Genomic DNA, 26,395 nt, shown 5'->3' with positions numbered 1-26,395 from the left:
CCTCAAATGACTTTTAGCCAACTTGAAATCTTTTTACTGGTTGCTAAACATCAAAGTTTTAGCAATGCGGCAAAACAACTCGGAATTTCACAATCCGCAGTGTCACATGCCATTAAAAGTCTGGAACATTTTTGGCGTGTACAGCTATTTAGTCGTGAACAAAATAATGTGGTACTGACTGAGATAGGACAACAGCTTCGCATCCATGCACAAGAAATTTTAAATACAGCACAAGTCATGCAACAGCAAGTTGCCGCAACACATGGACTGCAACAAGGTACTTTAAGAATCGGTTCATTTGGAGCATCTGCATCGATTCATCTTCTACCTGAACTACTGCAAGCTTTTAGGACTGAATACCCTCAAATTGAAGTTTTTGTGGAAGAAGGCACCGATGATGAAGTCACCCAATGGATTTTAAACCAACAAGTGGATGTCGGATTTGCAGTTTTACCCAACCATCAATTGGATACTTTTCCATTGATTAAAGATATTTTTATTGCCCTTATTCCTAACTCCTACCCTATTGCCCAAATGAGTCAGGTGGATATTACCCAACTAAAGCACTACCCTTTTATTTTAACCAAGGCGGGCAGCCAGACCCATATTGAAAAACTGCTTAAACAATATGACATACAGCCCAAGATTCAATATCAACTCTCACAATTATTAACCATTCTAAATATGGTCAATCAGCATGAAGGCATTTCGATTGTGGCGGATATGGCCATGACGCCAGAGCTGCTTGCACTGCATCCGAATGTGGTGAAACGTCCTTTGCTACCGAATACACAACGTGAAATCGGGCTCGCCGTCCGCAATCAAAAACTGATGAGTCCTGCCACACGTGCCTTTATTGAACTGGCACAAACCATGTTCTATGACTAAATTCAAGCGCATAAAAAAGCCTGCTCTTAGGCAGGCTTTTTAACAGATGAGCACTAGGCGAGAATATCCCGCTTACCATTCGCCCCCATCGCACTGACAATGCCACTTTCTTCCATTTGGTCGATAATACGTGCTGCACGGTTATAACCTAGACTGAATTTACGCTGTAGTGATGATGTCGAAGCTTTTCGTGTTTCTAAAACAAAAGCCACACATTGATCATACAAGGCATCTCGATCTGAACCGCCATCGCTCTCTTCAAAACCGCGTGAAGTTGGTTCTTCATCATACGGAGTCAAAATTTCATCAACATAATCAGGGTCGCCGCGTTCACGCCATGCATCACAAATACGGTTGACTTCATCATCAGAAATAAAAGCACCATGCACACGTTCAGGTTCAATTTTACCTGGGCCTAAAAACAGCATGTCTCCATGACCCAACATGTCTTCCGCGCCACCTGCATCGAGAATGGTGCGAGAGTCAATTTTACTGTTTACACGTAATGCAACACGAGTCGGAATATTGGCTTTAATCAAACCTGTGATTACATCAACCGATGGACGTTGTGTTGCTAACAACAAGTGAATACCCGCAGCACGTGATTTCTGCGCCAAACGGGTAATCATTTCCTCGGCTTTTTTGCCCACCTGCATAATCATATCGGCAAATTCATCTGCCACAATCACAATCGAAGGTAAAGGCGTTAAACGGGGTGCACGCTCACCCACAACAGAGTCACTGGCCTTCCATGTCGGATCAATCAGATCTTCACCATTTGCCAATGCTTCTTCAACCTTACGGTTATAGTCCGCCAGTTTACGAATTTTAAGGAATGACATGAGCTTGTAACGACGTTCCATTTCATTTACACACCAATTCAATGCATTAACTGCATCTTTCATGTCTGTCACGACAGGAGTAAGTAAATGTGGAATATCATTATAGTTAGCCAATTCCAACTGCTTCGGGTCAATCAAAATAAGGCGCAATTGGTCGGGGGTATATTTCAATAGCATCGACAAAATCATCGAGTTCACAGCGACAGACTTACCTGAACCTGTGGTGCCTGCAACCAGCATATGCGGTGCTTTACCCAAATCAGTAATCACTGGATTGCCTGAAATATCTTTACCCATCGCCATGGACAGTAAACCCGCTGGGTCACGATAGGCTGGCGTTTCTAGTAATTCAATTAGACGGACCATTTCACGTGCACTATTCGGTACTTCAATTCCAATATATGGCTTACCTGGAATTACTTCGACCACACGTACCGAAGCCATCGACATGGATCGCGCCAAGTCCTTCGAAATATTGGTGACTTTGGATGCTTTGACCCCTGGGGCTAAATCCAATTCAAAGCGCGTCACGACTGGTCCTGGTTGTGCCTCGACCACTTTGGCTTTGACATTGAACTCTTGCAGTTTAATTTCAAGTAATTCCGAAAGACGTGCCAATTGTTCAGCCGTGAAATTGACTTTTTTATTCGGATCAACACGATCTAGCAAATCCAATTCTGGTAGCGTAGATAAATCACGACGTTTTTGGGCAACCTGCATAGCACGAGACATTGGGCGTCCCGCAGCATCCGTCAATGGTGCATCAAAGTCAAAATCATCTTCTTCTTGAGGTTTGCCAGCAGTTTCTTGCCATGCTTCGATGAACGCCTCTTTAGACAATTCAGCCTTAGTCTGCTCAATAAAACGCTCTGGTACTTCTATAGCAGTCTGCTGTATCGGTGTTTTAACAAAGGCTGATGATTGAGCGTAGGAAGATGCTACACGTGGCTCATCTACTGTGGCTGTCTGTTGTTCTTCTGCATCAAAATCGTCCAGAAAACGATCTAATTCATCGTTCAACATATGTGCCTTTGTTGCCCCAGCAGCAACACCTACCGCAGTAGAGATACTCGAAATTGGAGCTTCTGCAACGGCAATATCAGGAATTGCGGTAGCTTGAATAGTTTGAACTTCGCTACGTTGGAATGGACTATGTACATCCGAAGCTGCCTTACCACTAGGTACAGCAGCAAGTAGCTCATCAAAAATCTCATCATCGTCCCAATCAAGATTACTTTTGACTGGTTTCGGAGAAGATTCTATCTGAACATCAACGGGATATTGACGCTCTACTACCGAATTGAAATCATGCTTAGGAACCACAGTTTCATCTTCAGCAGCTTTTAATAATGCTTCAATGTCTTGTTTATGTAGTTGATCATTATTGGTATTTAAGGCACGCCAAACTTCACCTGTCGCAATGGTGCGCTGGCTATCTTGTTCAAGTTGATGTGCTTTGGCGATAGTTTTTTCAAACTCTTCATCGTCGTCTAAATCGAACTCAGTTGGTTGATTCAATTGAGACTCTTTCTGCACCATATCATCAAACAAACGCTCTGCTGCCACACCTGCAATAAATGGTTGTTCTACAGAGGCTTGAGATGGTTTGCTATGATCCGATTCTGTTTGATCAGCAACCTTGCTTGGAGCAACTGCAATCACCTGTTTTTTGACTTGAGGTGTGGTACGATCAAAATCAGATTCGCTCTCGGGCACATTTTTATAAAATAAATCTTGTAAATACGCAGGTGTAGCTCGCAAGGTATCCCACGTTTTGTTCCACTTTACCCCAAAGGCCAAAGTAAACAACACTACCCAAAACACCACTAAAAACAGTGCGGCACCATAAATGGTCAGCAGTTGACTCAGACTTTGCCCCAACTCATAGCCAATAATCCCACCAGAAGCATTGGCTAAAGTATCTGCAGGTACTTCCCAAAATAAAAATAAGAGTGTTGCCGTTGCCAACAAAATGAAAAACTGAGCAGCATAACGAAATGGTCGGTTCAAAAAGCTACGTGGCCACCAAACCTGAATCGCTTCAATAAATAAGAAAAGTGGGATGAGTAAGCTTGCCCAACCTAAAAATCCAAACAATAAATCTGAAATCCATGCTCCAGCGACACCGCTTGCATTGGAAACCTGTTGGGTGTCACTCGAAATATGCATCCAACCTGGATCAAAAGGTGTATAAGTGACTGTTGCAAGGAACAGATAAATCCCAAATGAGACTAAAAATAACGTCATCATTAAGCGCTGTGCATAAGCACCTGACACCGCAGCCATACTCTGTCCTGTAAGCATTTTTTCATTCATGTTTTTTTGGAAAACAACCTGAATTTGTTTCTTAATAAAACCTGATATTATGCACCTGTTCACGTAAAAAAGATGCAAGATTATGAGGGCTTGTTGTTAACTTTATTCTATATAGCTCAAATCGATTTGTATGATCAATATTACCCACATTGAACACACACAACTGTTATACACTTTCACGTATAATTTCATAAATTTTGAAAGAAAAAAAGGATGTCGCGAATGAGCGCTCGTCACTCACGATTAATTATTTTAGGTTCTGGTCCTGCAGGTTACAGCGCTGCAGTTTATGCTGCGCGTGCCAATTTAAAGCCAATGCTGATTGCTGGCTTGCAATTGGGTGGTCAATTAACCACAACGACCGAAGTCGATAACTGGCCAGGTGACCCAGAAGGTTTAACAGGTCCAGCGTTGATGGAACGTATGCAAGCCCATGCAGAACGTTTTGGCACAGAAATAGTGTATGACCACATTAATGAAGTTGACCTCAGTGTTCGTCCATTCGTCCTTAAAGGCGATATGGAAGAATTTACTTGTGATGCACTGATTATCTCAACGGGTGCAACTGCACAATATTTAGGCTTAGAATCTGAAGCAAAATTCATGGGGCAAGGCGTGAGTGCTTGTGCAACTTGTGATGGTTTCTTCTATAAAAACCAGAAAGTCATGGTGGTTGGCGGCGGTAATACCGCAGTCGAAGAAGCCCTCTACCTGTCTAACATTGCTTCACACGTGACGCTTGTGCATCGTCGTGACAGTTTACGTTCAGAGAAAATTCTACAGGACCATTTATTTGAAAAAGAAAAAGAAGGCAAAATTAGCATTCTTTGGAACAATCAAGTTGATGAAGTCTTGGGTGATAACACAGGTGTAACTTCTGTACGCTTAAAATCAACTGTAGATGCAAGCACACAAGATATTGATGTCCAAGGTTTATTCGTTGCAATTGGTCACAAACCGAATACGGGGATGTTTGAAGGTCAACTCAATCTACGTGATGGCTATATTCAAGTGCAAAGTGGTACCTCTGGCAATGCAACAGCAACATCGGTTGCAGGTGTATTCGCAGCAGGTGACGTTGCAGATAGCATCTACCGTCAAGCCATTACTTCAGCAGGTTCGGGCTGTATGGCTGCGCTTGATGCTGAAAAATATCTGGATGCTCTAGGTTCATAATCCTTTGCATCTACGATGAAAACCGTCCGAAAAGGGCGGTTTTTTTATGTATGATAGCGTAAAGAATAATCCCTGAATTTAATCATGCAGCATACTTTAGCACCTTCTGAATATTTATTTCCCGATCCCATAAACTCAGACCCAGAAGGACATGGACTGATTTGCATAGGTGCTGACCTCTCCCCTTCTACGCTTTTTGAGGCCTATACACACGGTCTTTTTCCCTGGTTTTCTGAAGGTGAACCTATTTGCTGGTGGTGTCCCGAGCCACGCTGCATTATTCGACCTGAGCAATATCATCCGAGTAAATCCTTGCTGCGGAATATGAAAAAGCATGACTATAAAATTACCATTAATCATGCTTTTGAATCGGTAATTCGCTCCTGTGCCCTGCCTCGCAGTTATGCAAATGACACGTGGATTTCCGAAGATATCATTCAAGGTTATTTAGGTATGTTTTCAGCAGGTTATGCCTATAGTGTGGAAGTGTGGGAACAGGATCAGCTTGTCGGTGGCCTGTATGGAGTAAACATTGGCAAGGGCTGTTTTGGTGAATCCATGTTCAGCACACGAACAGACGTGTCTAAAATGGCATTTTATACCCTGATGTTGCTCGGGCAAGAAAACCAGTTACCTTGGATTGACTGTCAATTGGTTAATGATCATTTACTCAGTCTTGGTGCTTGTACGATTTCTCGACAAGCGTATTTAAATTCGTTACAAGATATTATAAAACAACCCCCTATCGATTGGAAAAAGTATCAAGAGGGTGTATTTTCAAGTAAAAGAATAGCGTTATCTTCGCAATTAATCGAATGAAAACAATAGAGGGATCTTTATGAATTCATATCACCCGAAGTCCCTGTTAAATGATTTACAGTACTATATTACGCCACCACATGAATGCAGTTATCTTGAAAAGAAATCTGCTCGCATGGTTTTTCTAGATCCAGCCCATCGGATTGATGTGGTCACTTTGTCTGAACTTTCACGTGTCGGTTTTCGTCGTAGTGGAGACTTTGTTTACCGTCCTGAATGCCATTTGTGCCGTCAATGCTTGTCTTGCCGCGTTCCCGTCCAAGAGTTTCAAATGAACAGCAAGCAAAAAAAAGCTTGGAAACGCAATCAAGATCTCACAGTCAAAATTACTCAACCGAAAGATGCGAGTGATGTACATTATGCGTTGTATGAACGCTACATTCGTGAACGCCATGCCGACGGTGATATGTTCCCCCCTAGCTATGACCAGTTTGAAAAATTTCTGATTCATACCTGCACTGAAAGTTTTTTTCTGGAACTGTGGAAAGATGAGCAGTTACTCTGTGTCTCAACCTGCGATCAGTTAGATGATGGTGTGTCTGCGGTATATACCTTTTTTGATCCCAATGAAAATCGTCGTTCATTAGGGGCTTTTGCCATCATGAAACAAATCCAATATGCGCAACAACAGCAATTGGACTATGTTTATTTGGGTTATTGGGTGCCCCATTCCAATAAAATGAATTATAAATCGCAATACACGCCACTAGAATTATTGCTTGATGGACAGTGGCGTCGTATCAACCGCTCACTCAGTGCAGAAGAAATCCAACTTTTGGGAAACTCATTAATGACCACACTTCCTTCAGGATGGAATAATTCAATCATTAAATAGATGTATTATTTTGATGGAGTTTATTCACTCCATCAAAGAATGCTTTGAATCATAATTTAAATAACTGAGAAAAATCGTCAGTACATGCTTTAACCATAATAATCGCATGTTCACGCCCATCATTCGGGCATGGATAATAATTCTTACGTAAATCGATCTGATGAAAACCAGATTTTTCATACAGTGCAATCGCAGCTTGGTTGCTTTCACGCACCTCTAAAAAAATTTGCACAGGTTGATTCTTAAGTAATGCAATTGACTCATCTAATAGCCGATATCCTAACCCTTTACCCTGCTGATTGGGATGAATAGCCATGAGCAATAAATTCGCCTCATCTAAAACTGGTTGCAAAATACAAAAACCCACAACTTGTCCAGCCTGCTCAATCACCGTACTTTGGTAACTGTGCACTGCATCCTGAAATTGGTTCAACGTCCAAGGATGACTTTGTACCAGCTTTTCAATTTGAGCAACCGCATTGACATCAGTTTGTTGCATTAAACGAATCATGCACGTTCATCTTATCGATCTAAATAGACCTGCATTATAAAAATATTTCGCAGAGAAACGAACAAAAACAGGGATATTTTTCATATCCCTGTGATCTTTAAAGCCCATCACCAAAGACTAAAGCCCTAGCTTTGCTTTCCAATTGGCCAGCAAACTTACCGTATCCAAATGATTTGGATGGAATCCTGGTTTAAAATACGCCAACATCTCACGCCCCATTCCCGTAATAATCCCTTTCGATGGACTATAACCATAAACATAGATATCTTTTAATGCCTTTAAATTGAGTTGATTATCTTGTTTTAACAAGCGTAGAACAAAATAACTTTGCACAACAAATAAGGTCGCCATGGCAGCAATTAACGAGCCACAACGTGCTAGATAGGCTTTCACTCCAGTTCCAAATACACCCTCAAACACATCATAAGCCACCGCTTTATGTTCATTTTCTTCAATCGCATGCCAGTACCACATAGTCGACATGGTTTCGTCAGTCATGAGTTCCTGAATATGGCGATTAATCAGTAATTGCGAAGCAATCGTTGCCGTAAAATGCTCTAAAGCAGTGGTTCCCATCAAGTCGATCATTTCTTGGGTCACACCCACAGGTTTAAATAGCATTGCAGCAGTCTTGCGGAAACCTTGAATGACTTTATCCGTTTGTTGTTCTAAACACGCGACATCATGTCCGTACTTTTGTGCCGAAGCATTAAAACCTACATGTTCTTGCGTATGCATGGCTTCCTGCCCAATGAAAGCACTGATTTCTTTTTGCAGCAGCTCATTGTCTTTAATTGCAGGGTGATAACGTACTGCACGCACACTATCAATGAAAAATTGCTCACCTGCTGGAAAAAGCGCAGACAACGCTGTCATGAAATGCGTAAGCCCTGCCGAGCCATTCATCCAATATTCAGGTACATTTTCAAAATTAAAATTCATACGACGGACAGGAAAACTCGCACCTGCACGATTGGTAATTTTTACCTTAGCATTCATTCTGAGACTCCTACAGACCCATAAGGTCTAACCATCTTTATGCTTGTTTTTCTTGATTCTAATATTACGGTTTTCGCCACCTGCGATAAGGGCAGATAAGGTCAGCGAAGTATCAGTTAAGGACAGTTTTGAGAGTAAATTGTCTGACAATCTTATTTTTCTACGGCTAATTCCTACAAGCTATATGAATATATGTTTCGTATGAATAAATTCTCAGAATGTCTAAGCCGCGAATAGAAATACAAAAGAATAGAATTTTATCTACATAAAAAAGCGCCCCAGAGGAGCGCTTTTTTCACACAATAGAGTGATTATGCAGTTACTTTCGCAACAACACCAGCACCTACTGTACGACCACCTTCACGGATCGCAAAACGTAGACCTGGGTCCATTGCGATTGGGTGGATTAATTCTACTGACATTTCAACGTTGTCACCTGGCATTACCATTTCAACGCCTTCTTGTAATTGGATTGCGCCAGTTACATCAGTCGTACGGAAATAGAATTGTGGACGGTAACCGTTAAGGAATGGAGTATGACGACCACCTTCTTCTTTAGAAAGTACGTATACTTCTGCGTCGAATTTAGTGTGCGGCTTGATTGTACCTGGTTTAGCAAGTACTTGACCACGTTGTACGTCTTCACGCTTAGTACCACGTAGAAGAATACCACAGTTCTCGCCCGCACGGCCTTCGTCAAGAAGTTTACGGAACATTTCAACGCCAGTTACAGTTGTTTTAACTGTATCTTTGATACCAACGATTTCAACTTCTTCGCCTACTTTCACGATACCAGCTTCTACACGACCTGTTACTACTGTACCACGGCCTGAGATAGAGAATACGTCTTCGATTGGCATCAAGAATGCTTTGTCGATCGCACGTTCTGGTTCTGGAATGTAAGTGTCAAGCGCTTCAACAAGAGCAAGAACTGAAGACTCACCATACTGACCAGCGTCGCCATTAAGCGCAGCAAGAGCAGAACCACGGATAACTGGAGTGTCATCACCTGGGAAGTCATAAGTAGAAAGAAGTTCACGAACTTCCATTTCTACTAATTCAAGTAATTCTTCGTCGTCAACAAGGTCGCATTTGTTTAAGAATACGATGATGTAAGGTACACCAACCTGACGTGAAAGAAGGATGTGTTCACGAGTTTGTGGCATTGGACCATCAGTCGCAGCACATACAAGGATCGCGCCGTCCATCTGAGCAGCACCAGTAATCATGTTTTTAACATAATCGGCGTGGCCCGGGCAGTCTACGTGAGCGTAGTGACGGATTGGAGAATCGTATTCTACGTGTGAAGTATTAATTGTAATACCACGTGCTTTTTCTTCAGGAGCAGAGTCGATTTGTGAGTAATCTTTCGCTTCACCGCCGTAAGTTTTTGCACAAATAGTTGCAATCGCAGCAGTTAAAGTAGTTTTACCATGGTCAACGTGACCGATTGTGCCCACGTTTACGTGTGGCTTATTACGTTCAAACTTAGCCTTAGCCATTTGATTTTCCTTTTTAAACTACTCATGCAGGATTACTGCATGAGCAACTGGTTATTAACTAAAAAATTAGTTTGGGCTTATAGTAATCGAAAGATTACTCGTCGTCACCTTTTTTACCGCCAGATTGGAACTTAGCGATAATGCCTTCCGCCACGTTACGTGGAGTTTCAGCGTATTTAGCGAATTCCATTGAGTAAGTCGCACGACCTTGAGACATAGAACGCATTTGAGTCGCGTAACCAAACATCTCAGCTAATGGAACTTCTGCTTTAATTGCTTTTGTTCCACCAGGAAGATCGTCCATACCTTGAACCATACCACGACGACGGTTTAAGTCACCCATGATATCGCCCATGTAGTCTTCTGGAGTTTCTACTTCAACTTTCATGATTGGCTCAAGCAAGATAGGATCCGCTTTCATGAAACCATCACGGAATGCGTAAGAACCAGCCATTTTGAACGACAATTCGTCAGAGTCGACATCATGGTAAGAACCGTCGAATAATGTCGCTTTGATACCCACAACAGGATAGCCAGCCAATACACCATTCTTCATACGTTCTTGAATACCTTTATCAACCGCGCCGAAGAATTCTTTAGGTACTACACCACCAACAACTTCTTCAACGAATTGGTATTCTTTACCAGCTTCTTCAACATCAAGCGGTTCAAGACGTACATATACGTGACCAAACTTACCTTTACCACCAGTTTGACGTACGAATTTACCTTCTTGTTCAACCGACTTTTTGATCGTTTCACGGTAAGCAACCATTGGTTTACCAATGTTCGCTTCAACACCGAATTCACGCTTCATACGGTCAACGATGATGTCAAGGTGAAGCTCACCCATACCCGCAATAATCGTTTGACCAGATTCTTCATCTGTACGAACGCGGAATGATGGATCTTCTTTCGCCAAACGACCTAAAGCAATCGACATTTTTTCTTGGTCAGCTTTAGTTTTTGGTTCAACAGCCAATGAAATTACTGGCTCTGGGAATTCCATACGCTCAAGAGTAATGATGTTTTTCTCATCACATAATGTATCACCAGTGGTAACGTCTTTAAGACCTACACACGCGGCAATATCACCTGCACGGATTTCATCAAGATCTTGACGTTCGTTCGCATGCATTTGCACGATACGACCAATACGTTCACGCTTAGACTTAACTGGGTTATAAACTGGGTCACCTTGTTTAAGTACACCAGAGTAAACACGTACGAATGTTAAGTTACCTACGAATTTGTCGTTCATGATTTTGAACGCAAGCGCAGAGAACGGAGCTTCGTCAGATGCTTCACGAGATGCTTTAGTTTCATCTTTGTCGTCAAGAATACCTTCAATCGCTTTAACTTCTGTAGGAGAAGGTAAGAATTGAATTACTGCGTCCAACATACGTTGAACACCTTTGTTCTTGAAGGCAGAACCACAAAGCATTACTTGAATTTCAGATGCTAATGTACGAGCACGTAAACCAGCGATGATGTCTTCTTTAGAAAGATCACCTTCTTCTAGGTACTTGTCCATTAACTCTTCAGAAGCTTCAGCAGCAGCTTCAACCATGTTGGTACGCCATTCTTCAGCAGTATCAACTAGGTCAGCAGGGATGTCGCCATATTCGAACTTCATACCTTGAGACGCTTCGTCCCAGATAATCGCTTTCATTTCGATAAGGTCAACAACACCAGCAAATGTATCTTCAGCACCAATTGGCACAACGATTGGCACAGGATTACCGCCCAAACGTGTTTTCATTTGTTCAACAACACGGAAGAAGTTTGCACCTGTACGGTCCATCTTGTTCACGAATGCTAAACGAGGCACTTTATATTTGTTCGCCTGACGCCATACAGTTTCAGACTGAGGTTGTACACCACCTACCGCACAGTAAACCATGCACGCACCGTCAAGAACACGCATAGAACGTTCAACTTCGATTGTGAAGTCTACGTGTCCCGGTGTATCGATTACGTTGATACGGTGTTGTGGGAATTGGCTACTCATACCTGACCAGAAACAAGTCGTTGCAGCAGAAGTAATGGTAATACCACGTTCTTGCTCTTGTTCCATCCAGTCCATTGTTGCTGCACCATCGTGTACTTCACCAATTTTGTGAGATACACCTGTGTAGAACAAAATACGTTCAGTCGTAGTTGTTTTACCTGCGTCAATGTGCGCAGAGATACCAATGTTACGGTAACGAGAAATTGGGGTTTGACGAGCCATGATTTCTAGCATTCCTAAATTTTGTTGTTAAAACAGGACGCTTTAAGCTGCATAGCAACTTAAAGCGATTTGATGACAATTATGTGAAAACATAAGAGTCTTTGTCCTGATTAAGGCCTGTTTTATCCGCTTAGAAACGGTAGTGAGAGAAGGCTTTGTTGGCTTCAGCCATACGGTGCACATCTTCACGTTTTTTAACAGCTGCACCTTTACCTTCAGCTGCATCAAGCAACTCACCAGCAAGACGTAAAGCCATAGTTTTTTCAGAACGCTTAGCAGCGGCATCTACTAACCAACGCATAGCCAAGGCAGTACGACGGGATGGGCGCACTTCCATAGGTACTTGATAAGTAGCACCACCAACACGGCGTGCTTTTACTTCGACCATAGGACGAACTTTTTCAAGAGTAGTCTCGAAAAATTCAACTGGGTCTACTTTGTTTTTTTCTTGAACGCGGTCTAAAGCACCGTAAACGATACTTTCAGCAATAGATTTTTTACCATCTTGCATTACGTGGTTCATGAATTTAGCGATTGTTTGGCTACTGAACTTAGGATCCGGAAGGATTTCACGAGCAGCAACTACGCGACGTCTTGGCATTTTAAACTACCTATATATATGACACTTCAGGTTAATCCAGCAGTAGTACAAAGTGTCGTGTACTTTCGCTGGCCTTACTACACGTCGCTTGAATTTCACAAAATTAATGCAGAAATCAGACAAGCGAGACGATAAAGGATTGCAGTTCTAGCGAACTAAGATTTTAATCTCGAAAGATTATTTCTTAGGACGTTTAGTACCGTATTTAGAACGTGACTGGTTACGATCTTTCACGCCAGCACAGTCTAAAGAACCACGAACGGTATGGTAACGTACACCTGGTAAGTCTTTAACACGACCACCACGGATAAGAACAACACTGTGCTCTTGTAGGTTATGGCCTTCACCACCGATGTAGCTAGATACTTCAAAGCCTGAAGTTAAGCGAACACGGCAAACTTTACGCATTGCTGAGTTAGGTTTTTTAGGTGTAGTTGTGTAAACACGTGTACAAACACCACGACGTTGTGGACAAGCCTTCAACGCAGGAACTTTAGATTTTTCAACTAAAGTCGTACGACCCTTGCGGATCAACTGATTTGTTGTTGCCATATGGCAATTCTCCCGTTAATAAAAAGCCCCAAAAAATACTACTTTTTGAGGGCATGCAATTGTAAGTCAAGATGCAAAAATGGTCAACCTAAGCAAAGCATCAATCCATCAGCCTTTCGGCTTTTCTTGTCATTTTTTAAACACTTTTCGTTGTTTACTGTTCAGTCGGTGGCGTAGTCTTTTTTGTAACCCTTTTTGTTGGAGTTTTACGTGGACGTTTTCCCACGACAACAGGCTCTGCCAATGGATTTTCAATTTGCTCTACTACACCATCCACAATGACCTCAACTGCTTGAGGACTTAGAGCAGATTGTTGTTGAGCTTTATCATGAGGCTCTACCAGATGATCAGCTAATTTTTCCAAGCCTTGTTCTATTTGCTGCTGTTGTTCAGTTTCATCGCTCGGTTTTGTGGTGGTTTTTTTCTTGACGCGTACTTTGGCAATATTTTGATGATTTTCCAGTTTAAACTCTGCAATATCATTGAATGACGCGGCCTCAACCAAACTTGGCTGTACAGTTCCAGTTAATAACTTAGGTGTTGCCTGAGCCAATAAAGTTAATGATCGCTCGTAAGCAGCGACCACCGAGAGTTCAAGGTCTTTGTGTTGCTGGAGATATTGGCGTGCTTGAGCAAAAACTACTTGTGCTTTGCAATTGACGTCCTCAATTAACTTCCAACTATATACTGCACTTAAGGTTGCACTTGCCACAGGCGTGAATTTACTAAGGAAGCTATAATTTGGAACTTTATTCATCCAAGCCCATGTATAATCCCCCTGCTCATTGTGTAGCCATTTTTTAAGCAATTCAAGATCATTGCTAGAGCCCAATAAATACTGCAACTGCCCAATGTCATGTGTTTGCAACATTTTAGACACTGTTTTAATCGCCATTAATAAAGCTTGTTTCTCAGCAATGAGCCCTAAATCAATTTGTTTAAAAATAAACTGAACGATCTCTTGCTCGGTATCTTTATTCAGTTCAAAACCATAAGAGCGTCCGACTTGATAAATGGTTCTCAATGACAGAATTAAAGACAATGGAATATCCACACTGGAGCCAATGGTACCTGTTGCCCCTGTGAGCATACCTTGTAAAGAGGCAATCCATTTGTTTTGTTCAGCCAGAGCCTGACTAATCCGTTTAGAACGATCAATGTCTTGCGTTAAGGTTTCCAGATCGCGTACGCCGGCCTGATCTAAAACGTCATCAACAGAACCAATATCTGAACTAAAGGCATTCAACTTTTCAAAAAAATAGTCACTAATTTTGTCGGTATACTGTGGTGCTACAAAATTCGCCACGTTATTCACTTTAGAATAATGACGTCCTAAAAGTTGTCGGGAAACTTGCGGGAAATGCTCACGTAAAATCTGCTGTGCATCTTGATACTTTTTCCTTTCAAAAGCTGGTTTAGAATGTGCTTTCCCTTCAATAAACGCTGAATTTCCCGCACCTTGTGGATATGCTGCAACAGAGCCTGGTGCAACATGTTGCAAAACATCTATTCCTGTTTGGCTGAGCTTTTTAGCCACTCCAAAGGCATTTGAGAGGAATCCTGTTGATTGTTTATTATTAGCTTCTGTCATTCTCAATCCTTCTTTTTCAATTCTTTCATTTCTCGCTAAATACTAGGTATAGTCTAAGTTTATCTCAACATCAAACTGTTTCTTTTAGTTAAGAACTTTGACTAAATTTGTTTTTTTTCTTTCCCCCAAATACACATCATATTTGCCATAAGAATTCAAAAATCTTTCTGCTATCATGATTGCAAATCAAACATATGAAGACTTGTAGCATAAAGGCTCTCCCCTGATTGCATATAGTCATTCGAAATATCACCATATAAGGGATCTGTAGATGAAACGTGTTGTAATTACTGGTATGGGCATCAACTCATGTATCGGTAACACTTTAGAAGATGTCACTCATTCATTGCAAAACGGGATTTCTGGTACACGTTTTAACCCGACTTATGCTGAACTTAATTTCAAAAGTCACATCAGTGCAGCAGCAGAACAAGATTTCGACCACATTGACCGTAAATTAAAACGTTTTATGGGTGTGTGTGCGATGTACGCGTATAACGCTGCGGTTGCTGCGGTTGAAAATGCTGGTTTGACTGCTGAGCAAATTGGTGGCAATCCACGCTATGGTATTACAGGTGGTTCAGGTGGTGGCTCAACTGCTTCTGTCATTGAAATGAAAGAATTGCTCGACACCAAAGGTGCGCGTAAAGTTGGTCCATTCTTCGTACCACGCAACATGTCAAACACCATCACTGCGAACGTAGGCGTTGCATTTAAAATGCAAGGTGTTGCACACACCATTACAAGCGCTTGTGCAACTTCTGCTGATGCTATTGGTTATGCTTACAACCTGATTCAATTGGGTAAACAAGACCTCATGCTTGCAGGTGGCGGTGAAGAAGATCACTGGTCACAAAGCTTATTGTTTGATGCAATGGGTGCGCTTTGCTCAAAGTACAACGATACACCAGAAACAGCTTCTCGCCCGTATTCAGCAGACCGTGACGGTTTCGTGATTGCTGGTGGTGGCGGTTTCGTGGTTCTTGAGTCACTTGAACACGCTCAAGCACGTGGTGCCAACATCTTAGCTGAAGTTGTGGCATATGCTGCGAACAGTGATGGTGCAGACATGGTTGCTCCATCAGGTGAAGGTGCAACGCGTTGCGTACTTATGGCACTTGAAGAAGCGAAACAGCATGGCGTAGACAAGATTGACTATGTGAATACACACGGTACATCTACACCTGCTGGTGACGTTACTGAATTGTTAGCAATGGAACGTGCATTTGGCGAAGGTCAAGTTCCTCCACTAAGCTCAACCAAGTCAATGACAGGTCACAGTTTGGGTGCTGCTGGCGTACAAGAAGCTATTTACTCTGTATTGATGATGCAAAATGACTTCATTGCACCGAACATCAATGTGACTGAACTTGATGAAGGCGCAAAACCATTTGATATCGTACTTGAAAAACGCGATACAAAATTGAATACTGTGATGAGTAACAGTTTCGGTTTTGGCGGTGTAAATGCTTGTCTCATTTTCAAAAAATGGGAAGGTTAATTTAAGAAATCTTGATCATTCATTGCTGATGCAGTGAATGATCAACTTTCCACACTGCCCTTAAAAGGGTGAATTGATGGATGCTCCTTCTGATGCTTTCCTTTGGGTAAAAGCATTACATATCATTGCAGTCGTTTGTTGGTTCGCTGCACTCTTCTACCTCCCCCGTTTATATGTCTATCACGCCATGAGCGATGATGCAGTCAGTCATCAGCGTTTCGAAGTGATGGAGCGTAAACTCTATCGTGGCATTATGTGGCCCGCGATGATCGCAACCCTCATTACGGCACATTTTTTGGTGGATTGGGGAGATGCAACGCGCCATTACCATGAAGCATTGTGGTTTTACCTGAAAGTCGGCTTAGTTGGTCTATTGGTGATTTACCATTTTGTCTGCGGTTATTACCGTAAGAAACTCATTGGTAATGCACATTACAAGTCACACAAGTTCTGGCGCTTCTTTAATGAAATGCCGACCCTAATTTTATTTGCTGTGGTGATTTTAGTCGTGGTGAAACCGACATTTTAAAATCCTCGAAATGAAAAACCCTGATTAGTTCAGGGCTTTTTTATATCTATAAAAATCAATAGTATATTAAAAGTTAGAGCTATTAGCGTATCCAAGCTTGACGTATTTTTAAATTGAGCGGAGTCGAATAATACTTTTCAATTGCCCAACTCATCATAAACACTGCAATAAAATAAACTGGCAGCAACATCAGCTTTTCAGCCGCTAAAGTTTCTTTTGGGAAATACACAACTTTCATTAAACCCAAAACAATTAAGTGAAACAAATACATTTCATAGCTACGCTGTCCAATCCAGACTAAACTCCGTGCAGCGTATGAGACAGGTTTAACTTTCGGGTCTTGTACAAAGCAAAACAGCAGCAACGCTGTAAGTAACGCAAATACACTGATACCCCATGTACTCACTTCTTTGATCGGTGCATAAAAATACAAACATGTCATCAAAAATATAATTACTGCTAGAATCACGTTTTGATTACGAATAACACTTTTAAAAGACTGAACATAAATTGCAGTAAGACTGCCAATCGCAATTCCATCAAAACTAGAAAAGTAGTGATACAGATAAGCGCCACTTTCCTCACCAAAATGTAAAGCACGGAAATACGGCGCATAAGCAATTACCACGAGCAGAAAAATAATAAACCCTTTGCCTCGACCAAGCACTAAACACAGTATAGGAAAGGCTAAATAAAAGACCTCTTCTACTGATAAAGACCACAATACCCCTAGGGCATAATTGACCCATCCAAATTCAATAATCAATATGTTCATCCAAAAGCTAAAAGCTGAAAGGACGGTCACCGCATAAGATACGTCTACACCATTCGGTGACTGATTCATGAATGGCTTGAGTTCCAAAGCCCCCAATACGGTGACAATTGCAACCAATAACACCAGACACGGCATAATTCGGGCAATACGACGGATATAAAAATCTTTCAGCTTAATCTGTGCCAAAGATCCGCTGCGTTGCAAAGTATGTTGGGTAATCAAAAAACCTGAAATGACAAAAAACATGGTCACCCCATAGTTGCCATTTCTTGCAATTAAGGTACTTAAGCTTTCACCCCCAATTGGGATACCGAGAAACGTATCGTGTAATTTATAAGGAATATTAAAATGATGAACCAATACCAAAAGGATGGACACTCCACGCAGGATGTCGATTTTATAATTACGCATAGATCATTGTTAAAATTTTAAAGTGCTTCATTAAAAATGAAATGGCTCTAGTTAAATAGCTTTTATAAATAAAATCATACAATTATCTCATACTTAATTAGAGCAGATTTATTCTATTTAGACAAAAAGAAAACCCTGCTGATGCAGGGTTTTCTCTCAGATATCGCGAGTTAAGCGATGCGTTTTACTTAGTTATCAAGTTGCTGCGCTAACATACGTTTTTTCACACGTGGCAAATACAGTACTCGATAAGTAATGGTCAAAATAATGAGCCAAACTGGACTAATAATTAAGGCACGTAAGGTATCTGGTTCTAAACTTAAAATGATCAGGGTAAAGAATAGGAAAATCAAAACCACATAAGACATCCATACCCCACCCGGCATTTTGAACTTCGATTGTGCATGTAATTCAGGGCGTAATTTACGGTAGCGTAAATAGCACACCATAATAAGCCCCCAAATACTGATAAATAGAATTACACACAATGAACTTGCCAAGGTGAATGCTTCCACAGTGTTCGGAACGAAATACTGCAATGCTGCGCCTGCCATAATAAAGAGACATGAGAACAACAAGCCTTTGGCAGGTACAGCTCGGCTAGATAATTCACCCAATCCTTTTGGTGCCTGACCACCTAGGGACAAACCGTATAGCATACGACTGGTCGAGAACACACCACTATTCATTGATGACATCACCGAAGATAATACCACCAAGTTCATAATCACTGCTGCACCACCAATCCCTGCATGTAAAAACAGGCTGACGAATGGACTTTGATCCGCTGGAATTTCATTCCATGGTGTTACTGACATTACAATAAATAACGCCAACACATAGAATAAAATAATTCGGGTTGGAATAGCATTCACTGCTTTTGGTAAGTTCTTTTCTGGATCTTTCGCTTCAGCAGCCATTGTTCCAATTAATTCCACACCGACAAAAGCAAAGAGTGCGATCTGGAAACCTGCCAAGAAACCACTGGCACCTTTAGGGAACATTCCACCATGTGACCAGACATTGCTAAAACTTGCGATTGAACCCTGTGGTGCTTGGAAATGGCTGAACACCATAAAGCCACCGATGACAATCAAGCCTAAAATGGCGAGAATTTTGATTAATGCAAACCAAAATTCAATTTCACCAAAGAGCTTGACAGTTAACAGATTCAGTCCAAGGACCAACAAAACACAGCCCGCACTGATCAGTGCTTGCCCTATAGGCGTAAACGCCATATCGGGCGGTAACCAGAAATTCAGATAATTAATAATGGCAGCAAGGTCAGCAATACCGACCAAGACCCAACCGAGCCAATACGACCAACCGATATAATAGCCCGCCGCAGGACCAATTAAATCGTGCGCCATATCGATGAAAGATTTGTAATGCAGATTGGAGAGTAGAATTTCGCCTAATGCACGCATGAGGAAAAAGAACATACCGCCAATGATCATGTAGATAATTAAAATTGAAGGTCCAGCGAGGGAGATGGTTTTCCCTGAACCCATAAATAAACCTGTACCAATAGCTCCGCCAATTGCAATCAATTGTAAATGACGATTAGAGAGCTTGCGTTGCAACTCATGGGTTGCTTGTTCAGCTTTTGGCTCACGCACTGTGGTCATAACTCAACATCCTTTTTTTAATTCCTTTACCGGACTTAACCCAGATCTAGCTCCTCGCGAGCAATACAATTAACCTAGGGTTAAGCCTGTGTCCTTAACAATGTAATCATTAACCTTCATAGTTAATTAGCTGATCACATTGCTCATTGCTTACGTCCTCCATTCCATGGAAGAGCACTTACTTTTGTGCCGCAATTACTGCAATTTCAATGAGCCATTTTGGATTGACCAAATCGGCCTGAATCGTAGCACGTGCAGGCGTTGCATGGTCTTTCAACCAATCAATCCAGATTTCATTCACCACTGAAAAATCTGACAAATCTTTCAGAAAAAGCTGTGCTGAAAGAATTCGGCTTTTATCACTATTGGCTTGTGCCAAAAGTTGATCAATGGTGTTTAATACATCTTGAGTTTGTCCATTGATATCTAAATCAGGATTTTTTGGGACCTGACCTGATAAATACACCACGTTGTTAAAAACTGTCACGGCGCTCATCACAGGGGTGGTATTGAAGCGCTGAATATCCTGTTGTGACATGATTAATTCCTTATTCCTGAATTGAAAAATTGACGCGTGCTGTGACTGCGCACATTAGTTCATAGCCAACAGTGCCTGAGGTTGCTGCAACCTCATCTATCGGCAATACCGCCCCAGTGCTCGATTGACCCCATAACACCACTTCGCTGCCTATCTGCGCATCGGGAATTGGATCAAGATCAACCGCGAGCATGTCCATGCTGACACGCCCTAAAGTACGGGTACGAATAGAGTTCACCAATACAGGCGTACCTGTCGGTGAAATACGTTGATAGCCATCGGCATAGCCACATGCCACAATCCCGACGCGCATAGGGCGATCTGCGACAAAACTAGAGCCATAGCCAATGCTGTCGTTTGGATTTAACTGTTGAATGGCGATGATTTCACTGCGCAAACTCATACTCGGTTGTAAATTCCAATCCTGAATAGTATGCGTTGGAAAATCTGGAGAACTGCCATATAGCATGATGCCGCTACGTGCGTAGTCTGAGTGTAGCTGGGTCGAGTATCTTAAAATTGCGGCACTATTGCTGATTGAACAAGGTGCTGGATACTGCTCTAAAATCTGCTGGAACACTTGATGCTGATATTCAATCCCCGCCTGCCCTTGACGCTCGCCATCGGCATCTGAGAAATGCATCATGTGTACCAATTCTTTAACCGAAGCTAAATCCTTCAGTTTTTTCCACGCGCCGACATAGTGTTCTGGTGTGAACCCTAAACGATTCATGCCATTGTTCATTTTTAAGAACACTTTGAATTGTGCTGCAATGGGAAACTGTTGTAACCATTGAATTTGCAATTCATTATGCACGGTAAAATTCAATTGATACTGTGCACAATCATATAAATCTTGCGCTGAAAAAATGCCTTCCAGTAACAGGATTTCCCCTGTCCAGCCCAAAGCACGAATACGTTTAGCTTCTTCGATATCAAGCAATGCAAAACCATCGGCAGATTTAAAGGCTTGATACACGCGTTCAATGCCATGCCCGTAAGCATTGGCTTTGACCACAGCAAAAACTTGGCTATCTGGCATTGCGGCACGCGCAATTGCCAGATTATGTCTGAGTGCGGATTGATGAATCACCGCAGTAATTGGACGTGGCATAACTCTTCTTCCCTAAAATTCAAACAACTCCCTGAATTCAGGAATTATGCTGCACTTAAATAACGTTCAATCGATAACCCATCAATGCTGATGTCTGGTTTATGGTTCATCACCAAGTCACTAATCAGCTTGCCTGAACCACATGCCATGGTCCAACCTAAGGTGCCATGCCCTGTATTCAAGAACAGATTTTTGAAACGTGTTGCACCAATGATTGGCGTGCTGTCTGGCGTCATTGGGCGTAAGCCTGTCCAGAAAGTCGCATTTGGTAAATCACCGCCAGGGAATAAATCTTTGGTGACCATTTCTAGTGTGCCACGGCGGTCATCATTCAGCTTCAAGTTGAAACCACTTAGCTCTGCCATACCACCAACACGGATACGTTGATCAAAACGAGTAATCGCAATTTTGTAAGTTTCATCCAATACGGTTGATTGTGGTGCAAACGCAGGATCAATAATTGGCACTGTCAATGAATAGCCTTTGACTGGATAGACAGGTAGATTTAACTCAAGTGGTTTTAAGAAATCACGTGAATAACTACCGAATGCCAACACATAGCGATCTGCGGTCAATACTTGACCATTTACCACCACACCTTTAATTTCATCGCCTTCAACCACTAAACGCTCGACGTTCTGGTTAAACAAGAACTTCACACCGTTAGCTTTAGCAATATCTGCGAGTGAATTGGTGAACTTATAGCAATCGCCCGTTTCATCATTTGGTAAATGTAAACCACCGACCAATTTATCTTTGGCAAAGCCCAGTGCAGGTTCTACACGAGCCAAGTCATCTTTCAATAACAACTCATGCGGTACACCACACTCTTTTAATACTTGAATATCACGTTGTACCGCTTCTAATTGCGCTTCATTACGGAACACCTGTAATGTGCCTTTAGAACGGTTTTCATAGCTGATGCCTGTGTCTTTACGCAATTCGCGCAAACAATCACGACTATATTCTGCTACACGGGTCATACGTTCTTTGTTGACTGCATAACTTTGCGCATTACAGTTTTTGAGCATTTGTGCCATCCACTGTAACTGCCACATGCTACCATCCATATTGATGGCTAATGGTGCATGATGCTGAAACATCCACTTGACCGCTTTAAACGGAATGCCCGGTGCTGCCCAAGGGGTCGAATACCCTGGTGAAATTTGACCTGCATTACCAAAACTTGTTTCTTCTGCTGGACCTGATTGACGGTCCAATACAGTGACTTCTGCTCCCTGCTGCGCAAGATAATATGCACTTGCTACACCAATTACACCACTACCTAGAACAATTACGCGCATTTCCTTTATCCCACTGCTTCACCAGTTTATTTAACTAGTATATTTCCGTATCAATAGTGAATTTGACTGATTTAATAGGTATAGTTAAGAGATATTCATGAAATTTTCACTAAAGAAAGGCAAAAAACAGAGAAAAGCTTATGCGTAAATTAGACCGTGTAGATCGCCTGATTTTGGATATTCTGCAAATGGAAGGACGAATTGCGATTAGTGAATTGGCTTCTCGGGTCAATTTATCCACTACGCCTTGCTCTGAACGGGTCAAACGACTCGAACGCGACGGCATTATCACGGGCTATCATGCACGGCTGAATCCTGCACTGGTTGACCGAAACTTACTGGTATTTTTAGAGATTAAACTCTCTGCCAAATCGGGAGATGTCTTTGACCAAGTCGCACGAGATTTGGTCGAAATTCCTGAGGTTTTGGAATGTCACTTAATTTCAGGCGAATTCGATTATCTGGTTAAAGCTCGCTTAAAAGAGATGACTGCTTATCGCCGCTTATTGGGTGATTTATTGAAAAAACTCCCCTCATCTGCTTCATCGCATAGCTATATTGTGATGGAAGAAATTAAGGAAACTTTGTATTTAGATATGCGCTAAGTCTTGACCGAATTATGCTAATCTCAAGCAGCTTTATTTTAGAAATCACTTATTTTTCATTTTCTAATTTTTCTTAATTTTCATGTCTTTCTCTTTGGGAATTTTTGCATCATGTTGAATAAACTTATGTCGAGCTTAGGTCTACAAGGCATTCAGGTAGACACCCGTATACACAACAGTCAATTACAAGCAGGTCAAGTCCTGAATGGAGAAGTCATTTTTACCGGTGCTTCTTCCAAGAAACATATCAATGGCATCTACTTAAAATTAATGACCACAGCCGAAGTCGAATCAAATGACTCAGAATACAACACCCATTTAACGATTGCGGAATGGCATATTAGTGGTGCATTTGAATTACAAGCCAACCAGACCCACACCTTCCCGTTTTCAATTCAATTGCCGTTTGAAACACCTTTGACCGATCTGGCTTGCCACAGCAATAAAACCCGTGTTTGGCTACATACTCATTTAGATGTCGATTGGGGGCTCGATGCCACAGATAAAGACTATCTACAGATTACCCCGACGCCTACTATGCACAGCTTTATTCAAGCCATGCAACAATGTGGTTTTCACTTGGTGACTGCCGATATTGAAAAAGGTCAACTTCGTGGCAATGGGTTTTACTCGACCCTTGGCTGTTATCAAGAGTTAGAGTTTAAAACCTGCGCAGTTTTTTAGTGGCATCAATGAAATTGAAGTGTCCTTTGTAGCAGAGCAACATCAAACACACGTGTTATTAGAAGTAGATCGTAAATTTAGAGGCGATGGCTTTAAAAGTTTTAGCATTCCACATCAACATGCCAATCCCACAGTTTTAGCCAATGAAATCCGTAGAACATTAGGCATATAAAACCAAGCACCTCACTTTTCAACAAGGGAAAGTGAGGTGCTTAAATGGATCAATGATTGATTAAATCAGGTTCAACAAATCGGCAAAGCGTTGAATTCGAGCCTTGGGTTGAGCTGCATCAAGTTCAGCCATAGAGCCATAACCATATTCCACAGCAATGGTTTCAATGCCATTACTACGTGCGCCGAAAATATCATGCTCACGGTCACCCACCATTAAACATTCTTCGGCTTGAAGCTGTTCTTGTTCTAAAATATAAGCAATTAACTCGCCTTTATTGGTTCGTTCACCATTCAGTTCACTGCCATAAGGGTATTCAAAATACTGTAATAAATCAAAATGATCTAGAATCTGACGTGCATAAACTTCAGGTTTTGCAGTTGCCAAGAACAAGCGATAACCTTTGTTTTTTAATGCTGCTAAAGTTTGTGCAACATCTTCAAAAACATGATTTTCAAATAAACCTGTGACCGAGAAACGCTCGCGATAGCCCAATAAGGCTTGATCCGCTAACACATCATGAGGGTCAACATTTAAAATTTTAGCCAAAGATGCTTTCAGTGGCGGACCAATAATCCAGTCAATATTCTCTGACTCAGGAATTGGGTGCCCCACTTTTGCCAAACCATAACGTGCAGAAGTGGTGATCCCGACTTTGGGATCTGTCAGTGTTCCATCCAAATCAATCAATATATTTTTAATCATTGTCCAACCCAACAAATTACGCTCGAGACTTCGCTCAAAGTTGCCTATACTATCGCAAATCTCATGAATGAAGGAAATGTACATGCGCCCGACTGTACTGTGCTTTTCGGGTTTAGACCCTTCTGGCGGTGCTGGCTTACAAGCGGATATTGAAGCGATTGGTCAAAGTGGTGCGCATGCCGCAATTGCATGTACCGCACTGACCATTCAAAACTCACAACAAGTTTTTGGCTTTGAAGCAACCTCCAAAGAATTACTTTTGGCCCAAGCACATGCCGTCGTCGGTGATCTACCGATTCAGTGTGTGAAGTCTGGCATGCTCGGTACCACCGACAATATTGCCGCTTTGGCTGAATTTTTACGTGAACATCCAGAGTATCGTTATGTACTTGACCCAGTGTTGGTTGCGAATAGCGGTGGTTCTTTAGGAGATCAAGCCACACTGGTCAAAGCTTTTGTCGAACTCATTCCATTGGCCACTATTATTACCCCAAATACAGTTGAATTACGTGCTTTAACGGGCGAACAGGACTTGGAAGCGGCCACACAGAAATTGTTTGCCATGGGTGCAAAAGCAGTTTTGGTTAAAGGTGGGCATGAAGATACTGCCGACTATATTCGCAATGCCTTATATATCGATGGTGAGTTTGTGGCTGAAAGTCATTGCCCACGTTTGGCAGGCGAATATCATGGTTCGGGCTGTTCACTCGCAAGCTTTATTGCAGGTCGTCTCGCGATGGGCGATGAGTTAAAAATTGCGGTGCAACATGCAGAAACATGGTTATTTGGCGTATTAAAACAAGCCGAAACACCTGTACCGAATGGACAGAAAATTCCAAAACGTTTCTAAATTTTCGCTTTCATTTGTAAGCCCACAGCTCTTGCTTGAACTGTGGGTTTATTTTTATTCACTGTGTTTGAGCTTTAAATTCTCAACATGTTGACGATTGGTTTTCCACGACTTTTCCAGTACTTCTTTTTCAATCCGTAATTGAATCCGCTTCAACTTCATCGGTGGAATCATCACCTCTTGAAAAGTTTTCACGTAATCCGTCCAAGCTGCTCCACGAAACACATTCTGAGGCATTTGCGTTTTAAATTCACAATCAGGCATAAATACCACCAGAGAATGAATAAACTGAGGCTCCACAATATCCGATAACACCGCCTCTAACACCTTTTGATGTTTATAATTTTGATGTAATGGATTTTGAAACTTAAAACTCTTTTTATAAATTTTCTGTGTCCATGTTTTTTGATGCTGGCTGCCAAAAATCCAGCCTTTATAATTTTTAGTTTCAATCACAAAAATACCAAAAGGACTCAGTAGAATATGATCAATTTGGGTAGTCTGGTTCTGTTCATCTGGTAAGGTGCAATCGTTGAGTAAGGTATAACTGTCTCGATCTAAATACAGTTTGACATGGGCTGCAACGGCAAACTCCCCCATTTTCCCTTTTAGGAAAGGTTTAAATGCTTTGATAATGCCTATAACGATAAACAGCAATAATATCCACCAAAATGTGGACGACAGCAGTGCAAAAATCTGTGCAATCATTTTACT

Annotated in this window: 23 protein-coding genes and 1 pseudogene; 9 read left to right on the top strand and 15 right to left on the bottom strand. The window is 41.8% G+C overall.

Features of this window, described 5'->3' with window-relative positions; all coding sequences use genetic code 11:
* The first annotated feature begins 6 nt into the window (after nt 1–6).
* Entirely contained in the window at nt 7–888 is an 882-nt protein-coding gene (locus C3F34_RS10205; RefSeq protein WP_044738238.1) for a LysR family transcriptional regulator, read from the top strand.
* 53 nt (nt 889–941) lie between these two features.
* On the opposite strand, the gene C3F34_RS10200 is transcribed toward C3F34_RS10205, so the two are convergent.
* On the bottom strand, nt 942–4,016 hold the full coding sequence (locus C3F34_RS10200) for a DNA translocase FtsK (RefSeq protein ID WP_044738244.1): 3,075 nt from the start codon (nt 4,014–4,016) through the stop codon (nt 942–944).
* A 252-nt stretch (nt 4,017–4,268) separates the two neighbouring features.
* Here C3F34_RS10200 and trxB point away from each other — a divergent pair, with 252 nt between their 5' ends.
* The 3 genes from trxB to C3F34_RS10185 all read left to right on the top strand — a co-directional run bounded on the left by trxB (nt 4,269) and on the right by C3F34_RS10185 (nt 6,876).
* The gene (trxB, locus tag C3F34_RS10195; protein WP_016167275.1) at nt 4,269–5,222 is read left to right on the top strand and encodes a thioredoxin-disulfide reductase; all 954 of its coding nucleotides are present in this window, start codon (nt 4,269–4,271) and stop codon (nt 5,220–5,222) included.
* 84 nt (nt 5,223–5,306) lie between these two features.
* Entirely contained in the window at nt 5,307–6,041 is a 735-nt protein-coding gene (gene aat / locus C3F34_RS10190) for a leucyl/phenylalanyl-tRNA--protein transferase (RefSeq protein WP_044738239.1), read from the top strand.
* A 19-nt stretch (nt 6,042–6,060) separates the two neighbouring features.
* Entirely contained in the window at nt 6,061–6,876 is an 816-nt protein-coding gene (locus C3F34_RS10185) for an arginyltransferase (RefSeq protein WP_044738240.1), read from the top strand.
* 49 nt (nt 6,877–6,925) lie between these two features.
* Here the strand turns inward: C3F34_RS10185 and rimI are convergent, their stop codons facing one another.
* From rimI to C3F34_RS10150, 7 genes are all read right to left on the bottom strand, one after another.
* Nucleotides 6,926–7,387: a ribosomal protein S18-alanine N-acetyltransferase gene (rimI, locus tag C3F34_RS10180; protein ID WP_044738241.1), complete on the bottom strand. Its 462-nt coding sequence runs from the start codon at nt 7,385–7,387 to the stop codon at nt 6,926–6,928.
* A gap of 117 nt (nt 7,388–7,504) precedes the next feature.
* Nucleotides 7,505–8,386, bottom strand: coding sequence for a metal-dependent hydrolase (locus tag C3F34_RS10175; RefSeq protein WP_044738242.1), 882 nt, complete (start codon nt 8,384–8,386; stop codon nt 7,505–7,507).
* A 311-nt stretch (nt 8,387–8,697) separates the two neighbouring features.
* Nucleotides 8,698–9,888 (bottom strand): elongation factor Tu, encoded by a 1,191-nt coding sequence (tuf, locus tag C3F34_RS10170; protein WP_016167280.1) that lies wholly within the window; start codon nt 9,886–9,888, stop codon nt 8,698–8,700.
* Between the two features lie 94 nt (nt 9,889–9,982).
* A complete protein-coding gene (gene fusA, locus C3F34_RS10165) occupies nt 9,983–12,121 on the bottom strand; it encodes an elongation factor G (RefSeq protein ID WP_044740820.1) in 2,139 nt (712 codons plus the stop codon).
* A gap of 130 nt (nt 12,122–12,251) precedes the next feature.
* Nucleotides 12,252–12,722 carry a 30S ribosomal protein S7 gene (rpsG, locus tag C3F34_RS10160; protein WP_016167282.1) on the bottom strand — a complete coding sequence of 157 codons (471 nt, stop codon included), beginning with the start codon at nt 12,720–12,722 and terminating at the stop codon, nt 12,252–12,254.
* Nucleotides 12,723–12,899: 177 nt separating this feature from the next.
* Nucleotides 12,900–13,274, bottom strand: coding sequence for a 30S ribosomal protein S12 (gene rpsL, locus C3F34_RS10155; protein WP_002050319.1), 375 nt, complete (start codon nt 13,272–13,274; stop codon nt 12,900–12,902).
* Between the two features lie 154 nt (nt 13,275–13,428).
* A complete protein-coding gene (locus C3F34_RS10150; protein ID WP_044740821.1) occupies nt 13,429–14,865 on the bottom strand; it encodes an EcsC family protein in 1,437 nt (478 codons plus the stop codon).
* Between the two features lie 271 nt (nt 14,866–15,136).
* Between C3F34_RS10150 and C3F34_RS10145 the strand changes: the two genes are divergently transcribed.
* Both C3F34_RS10145 and hemJ read left to right on the top strand, forming a co-directional pair.
* On the top strand, nt 15,137–16,366 hold the full coding sequence (locus C3F34_RS10145) for a beta-ketoacyl synthase N-terminal-like domain-containing protein (RefSeq protein ID WP_016167284.1): 1,230 nt from the start codon (nt 15,137–15,139) through the stop codon (nt 16,364–16,366).
* A gap of 76 nt (nt 16,367–16,442) precedes the next feature.
* Nucleotides 16,443–16,895 (top strand): protoporphyrinogen oxidase HemJ, encoded by a 453-nt coding sequence (gene hemJ, locus C3F34_RS10140; RefSeq protein ID WP_016167285.1) that lies wholly within the window; start codon nt 16,443–16,445, stop codon nt 16,893–16,895.
* 82 nt (nt 16,896–16,977) lie between these two features.
* On the opposite strand, the gene C3F34_RS10135 is transcribed toward hemJ, so the two are convergent.
* The 5 genes from C3F34_RS10135 to C3F34_RS10115 form a co-directional block, all read right to left on the bottom strand.
* Nucleotides 16,978–18,081, bottom strand: coding sequence for an acyltransferase family protein (locus C3F34_RS10135; RefSeq protein WP_044740822.1), 1,104 nt, complete (start codon nt 18,079–18,081; stop codon nt 16,978–16,980).
* A 188-nt stretch (nt 18,082–18,269) separates the two neighbouring features.
* A complete protein-coding gene (locus C3F34_RS10130) occupies nt 18,270–19,709 on the bottom strand; it encodes an amino acid permease (RefSeq protein WP_044740823.1) in 1,440 nt (479 codons plus the stop codon).
* A 178-nt stretch (nt 19,710–19,887) separates the two neighbouring features.
* Nucleotides 19,888–20,247: a RidA family protein gene (locus tag C3F34_RS10125; RefSeq protein ID WP_016167288.1), complete on the bottom strand. Its 360-nt coding sequence runs from the start codon at nt 20,245–20,247 to the stop codon at nt 19,888–19,890.
* Nucleotides 20,248–20,257: 10 nt separating this feature from the next.
* The gene (alr, locus tag C3F34_RS10120; protein WP_104441497.1) at nt 20,258–21,361 is read right to left on the bottom strand and encodes an alanine racemase; all 1,104 of its coding nucleotides are present in this window, start codon (nt 21,359–21,361) and stop codon (nt 20,258–20,260) included.
* Between the two features lie 44 nt (nt 21,362–21,405).
* Entirely contained in the window at nt 21,406–22,665 is a 1,260-nt protein-coding gene (locus C3F34_RS10115) for a D-amino acid dehydrogenase (protein ID WP_104441496.1), read from the bottom strand.
* A 140-nt stretch (nt 22,666–22,805) separates the two neighbouring features.
* On the opposite strand from C3F34_RS10115, the gene C3F34_RS10110 reads away from it, so the two are divergent.
* Nucleotides 22,806–23,270: an Lrp/AsnC ligand binding domain-containing protein gene (locus C3F34_RS10110; protein ID WP_016167291.1), complete on the top strand. Its 465-nt coding sequence runs from the start codon at nt 22,806–22,808 to the stop codon at nt 23,268–23,270.
* Nucleotides 23,271–23,381: 111 nt separating this feature from the next.
* Nucleotides 23,382–24,126 (top strand): annotated as a pseudogene (locus tag C3F34_RS10105) (sporulation protein).
* Between the two features lie 60 nt (nt 24,127–24,186).
* Here C3F34_RS10105 and C3F34_RS10100 read toward each other — a convergent pair.
* Entirely contained in the window at nt 24,187–24,831 is a 645-nt protein-coding gene (locus tag C3F34_RS10100) for an HAD-IA family hydrolase (protein ID WP_104442331.1), read from the bottom strand.
* Nucleotides 24,832–24,913: 82 nt separating this feature from the next.
* Here C3F34_RS10100 and C3F34_RS10095 point away from each other — a divergent pair, with 82 nt between their 5' ends.
* Complete coding sequence (locus C3F34_RS10095) at nt 24,914–25,681, top strand: hydroxymethylpyrimidine/phosphomethylpyrimidine kinase (protein ID WP_104441495.1); 768 nt, start codon at nt 24,914–24,916, stop codon at nt 25,679–25,681.
* A 54-nt stretch (nt 25,682–25,735) separates the two neighbouring features.
* Here C3F34_RS10095 and C3F34_RS10090 read toward each other — a convergent pair whose 3' ends face one another.
* Nucleotides 25,736–26,389 carry a nuclease-related domain-containing protein gene (locus tag C3F34_RS10090; RefSeq protein WP_104441494.1) on the bottom strand — a complete coding sequence of 218 codons (654 nt, stop codon included), beginning with the start codon at nt 26,387–26,389 and terminating at the stop codon, nt 25,736–25,738.
* Nucleotides 26,390–26,395 lie beyond the last annotated feature (6 nt).

Origin of the sequence: Acinetobacter sp. ACNIH2, assembly GCF_002934965.1 — a bacterium.
Classification (GTDB): Bacteria; Pseudomonadota; Gammaproteobacteria; order Pseudomonadales; family Moraxellaceae; genus Acinetobacter; species Acinetobacter tandoii.
Note: the sequence above shows the minus strand (reverse complement) of the source record. Positions and strands in the feature narration are given on the sequence as shown.

Bases quoted from the DNA above. Each gene is read 5' to 3' on its own strand.
- C3F34_RS10205 (WP_044738238.1), top strand. From the start codon at position 7: ATGACTTTTAGCCAACTTGAAATCTTTTTACTGGTTGCTAAACATCAA.
- C3F34_RS10200 (WP_044738244.1), bottom strand. From the start codon at position 4,016: ATGGCTGCGGTGTCAGGTGCTTATGCACAGCGCTTAATGATGACGTTA.
- trxB (WP_016167275.1), top strand. From the start codon at position 4,269: ATGAGCGCTCGTCACTCACGATTAATTATTTTAGGTTCTGGTCCTGCA.
- aat (WP_044738239.1), top strand. From the start codon at position 5,307: ATGCAGCATACTTTAGCACCTTCTGAATATTTATTTCCCGATCCCATA.
- C3F34_RS10185 (WP_044738240.1), top strand. From the start codon at position 6,061: ATGAATTCATATCACCCGAAGTCCCTGTTAAATGATTTACAGTACTAT.
- rimI (WP_044738241.1), bottom strand. From the start codon at position 7,387: ATGATTCGTTTAATGCAACAAACTGATGTCAATGCGGTTGCTCAAATT.
- C3F34_RS10175 (WP_044738242.1), bottom strand. From the start codon at position 8,386: ATGAATGCTAAGGTAAAAATTACCAATCGTGCAGGTGCGAGTTTTCCT.
- tuf (WP_016167280.1), bottom strand. From the start codon at position 9,888: ATGGCTAAGGCTAAGTTTGAACGTAATAAGCCACACGTAAACGTGGGC.
- fusA (WP_044740820.1), bottom strand. From the start codon at position 12,121: ATGGCTCGTCAAACCCCAATTTCTCGTTACCGTAACATTGGTATCTCT.
- rpsG (WP_016167282.1), bottom strand. From the start codon at position 12,722: ATGCCAAGACGTCGCGTAGTTGCTGCTCGTGAAATCCTTCCGGATCCT.
- rpsL (WP_002050319.1), bottom strand. From the start codon at position 13,274: ATGGCAACAACAAATCAGTTGATCCGCAAGGGTCGTACGACTTTAGTT.
- C3F34_RS10150 (WP_044740821.1), bottom strand. From the start codon at position 14,865: ATGACAGAAGCTAATAATAAACAATCAACAGGATTCCTCTCAAATGCC.
- C3F34_RS10145 (WP_016167284.1), top strand. From the start codon at position 15,137: ATGAAACGTGTTGTAATTACTGGTATGGGCATCAACTCATGTATCGGT.
- hemJ (WP_016167285.1), top strand. From the start codon at position 16,443: ATGGATGCTCCTTCTGATGCTTTCCTTTGGGTAAAAGCATTACATATC.
- C3F34_RS10135 (WP_044740822.1), bottom strand. From the start codon at position 18,081: ATGCGTAATTATAAAATCGACATCCTGCGTGGAGTGTCCATCCTTTTG.
- C3F34_RS10130 (WP_044740823.1), bottom strand. From the start codon at position 19,709: ATGACCACAGTGCGTGAGCCAAAAGCTGAACAAGCAACCCATGAGTTG.
- C3F34_RS10125 (WP_016167288.1), bottom strand. From the start codon at position 20,247: ATGTCACAACAGGATATTCAGCGCTTCAATACCACCCCTGTGATGAGC.
- alr (WP_104441497.1), bottom strand. From the start codon at position 21,361: ATGCCACGTCCAATTACTGCGGTGATTCATCAATCCGCACTCAGACAT.
- C3F34_RS10115 (WP_104441496.1), bottom strand. From the start codon at position 22,665: ATGCGCGTAATTGTTCTAGGTAGTGGTGTAATTGGTGTAGCAAGTGCA.
- C3F34_RS10110 (WP_016167291.1), top strand. From the start codon at position 22,806: ATGCGTAAATTAGACCGTGTAGATCGCCTGATTTTGGATATTCTGCAA.
- C3F34_RS10100 (WP_104442331.1), bottom strand. From the start codon at position 24,831: ATGATTAAAAATATATTGATTGATTTGGATGGAACACTGACAGATCCC.
- C3F34_RS10095 (WP_104441495.1), top strand. From the start codon at position 24,914: ATGCGCCCGACTGTACTGTGCTTTTCGGGTTTAGACCCTTCTGGCGGT.
- C3F34_RS10090 (WP_104441494.1), bottom strand. From the start codon at position 26,389: ATGATTGCACAGATTTTTGCACTGCTGTCGTCCACATTTTGGTGGATA.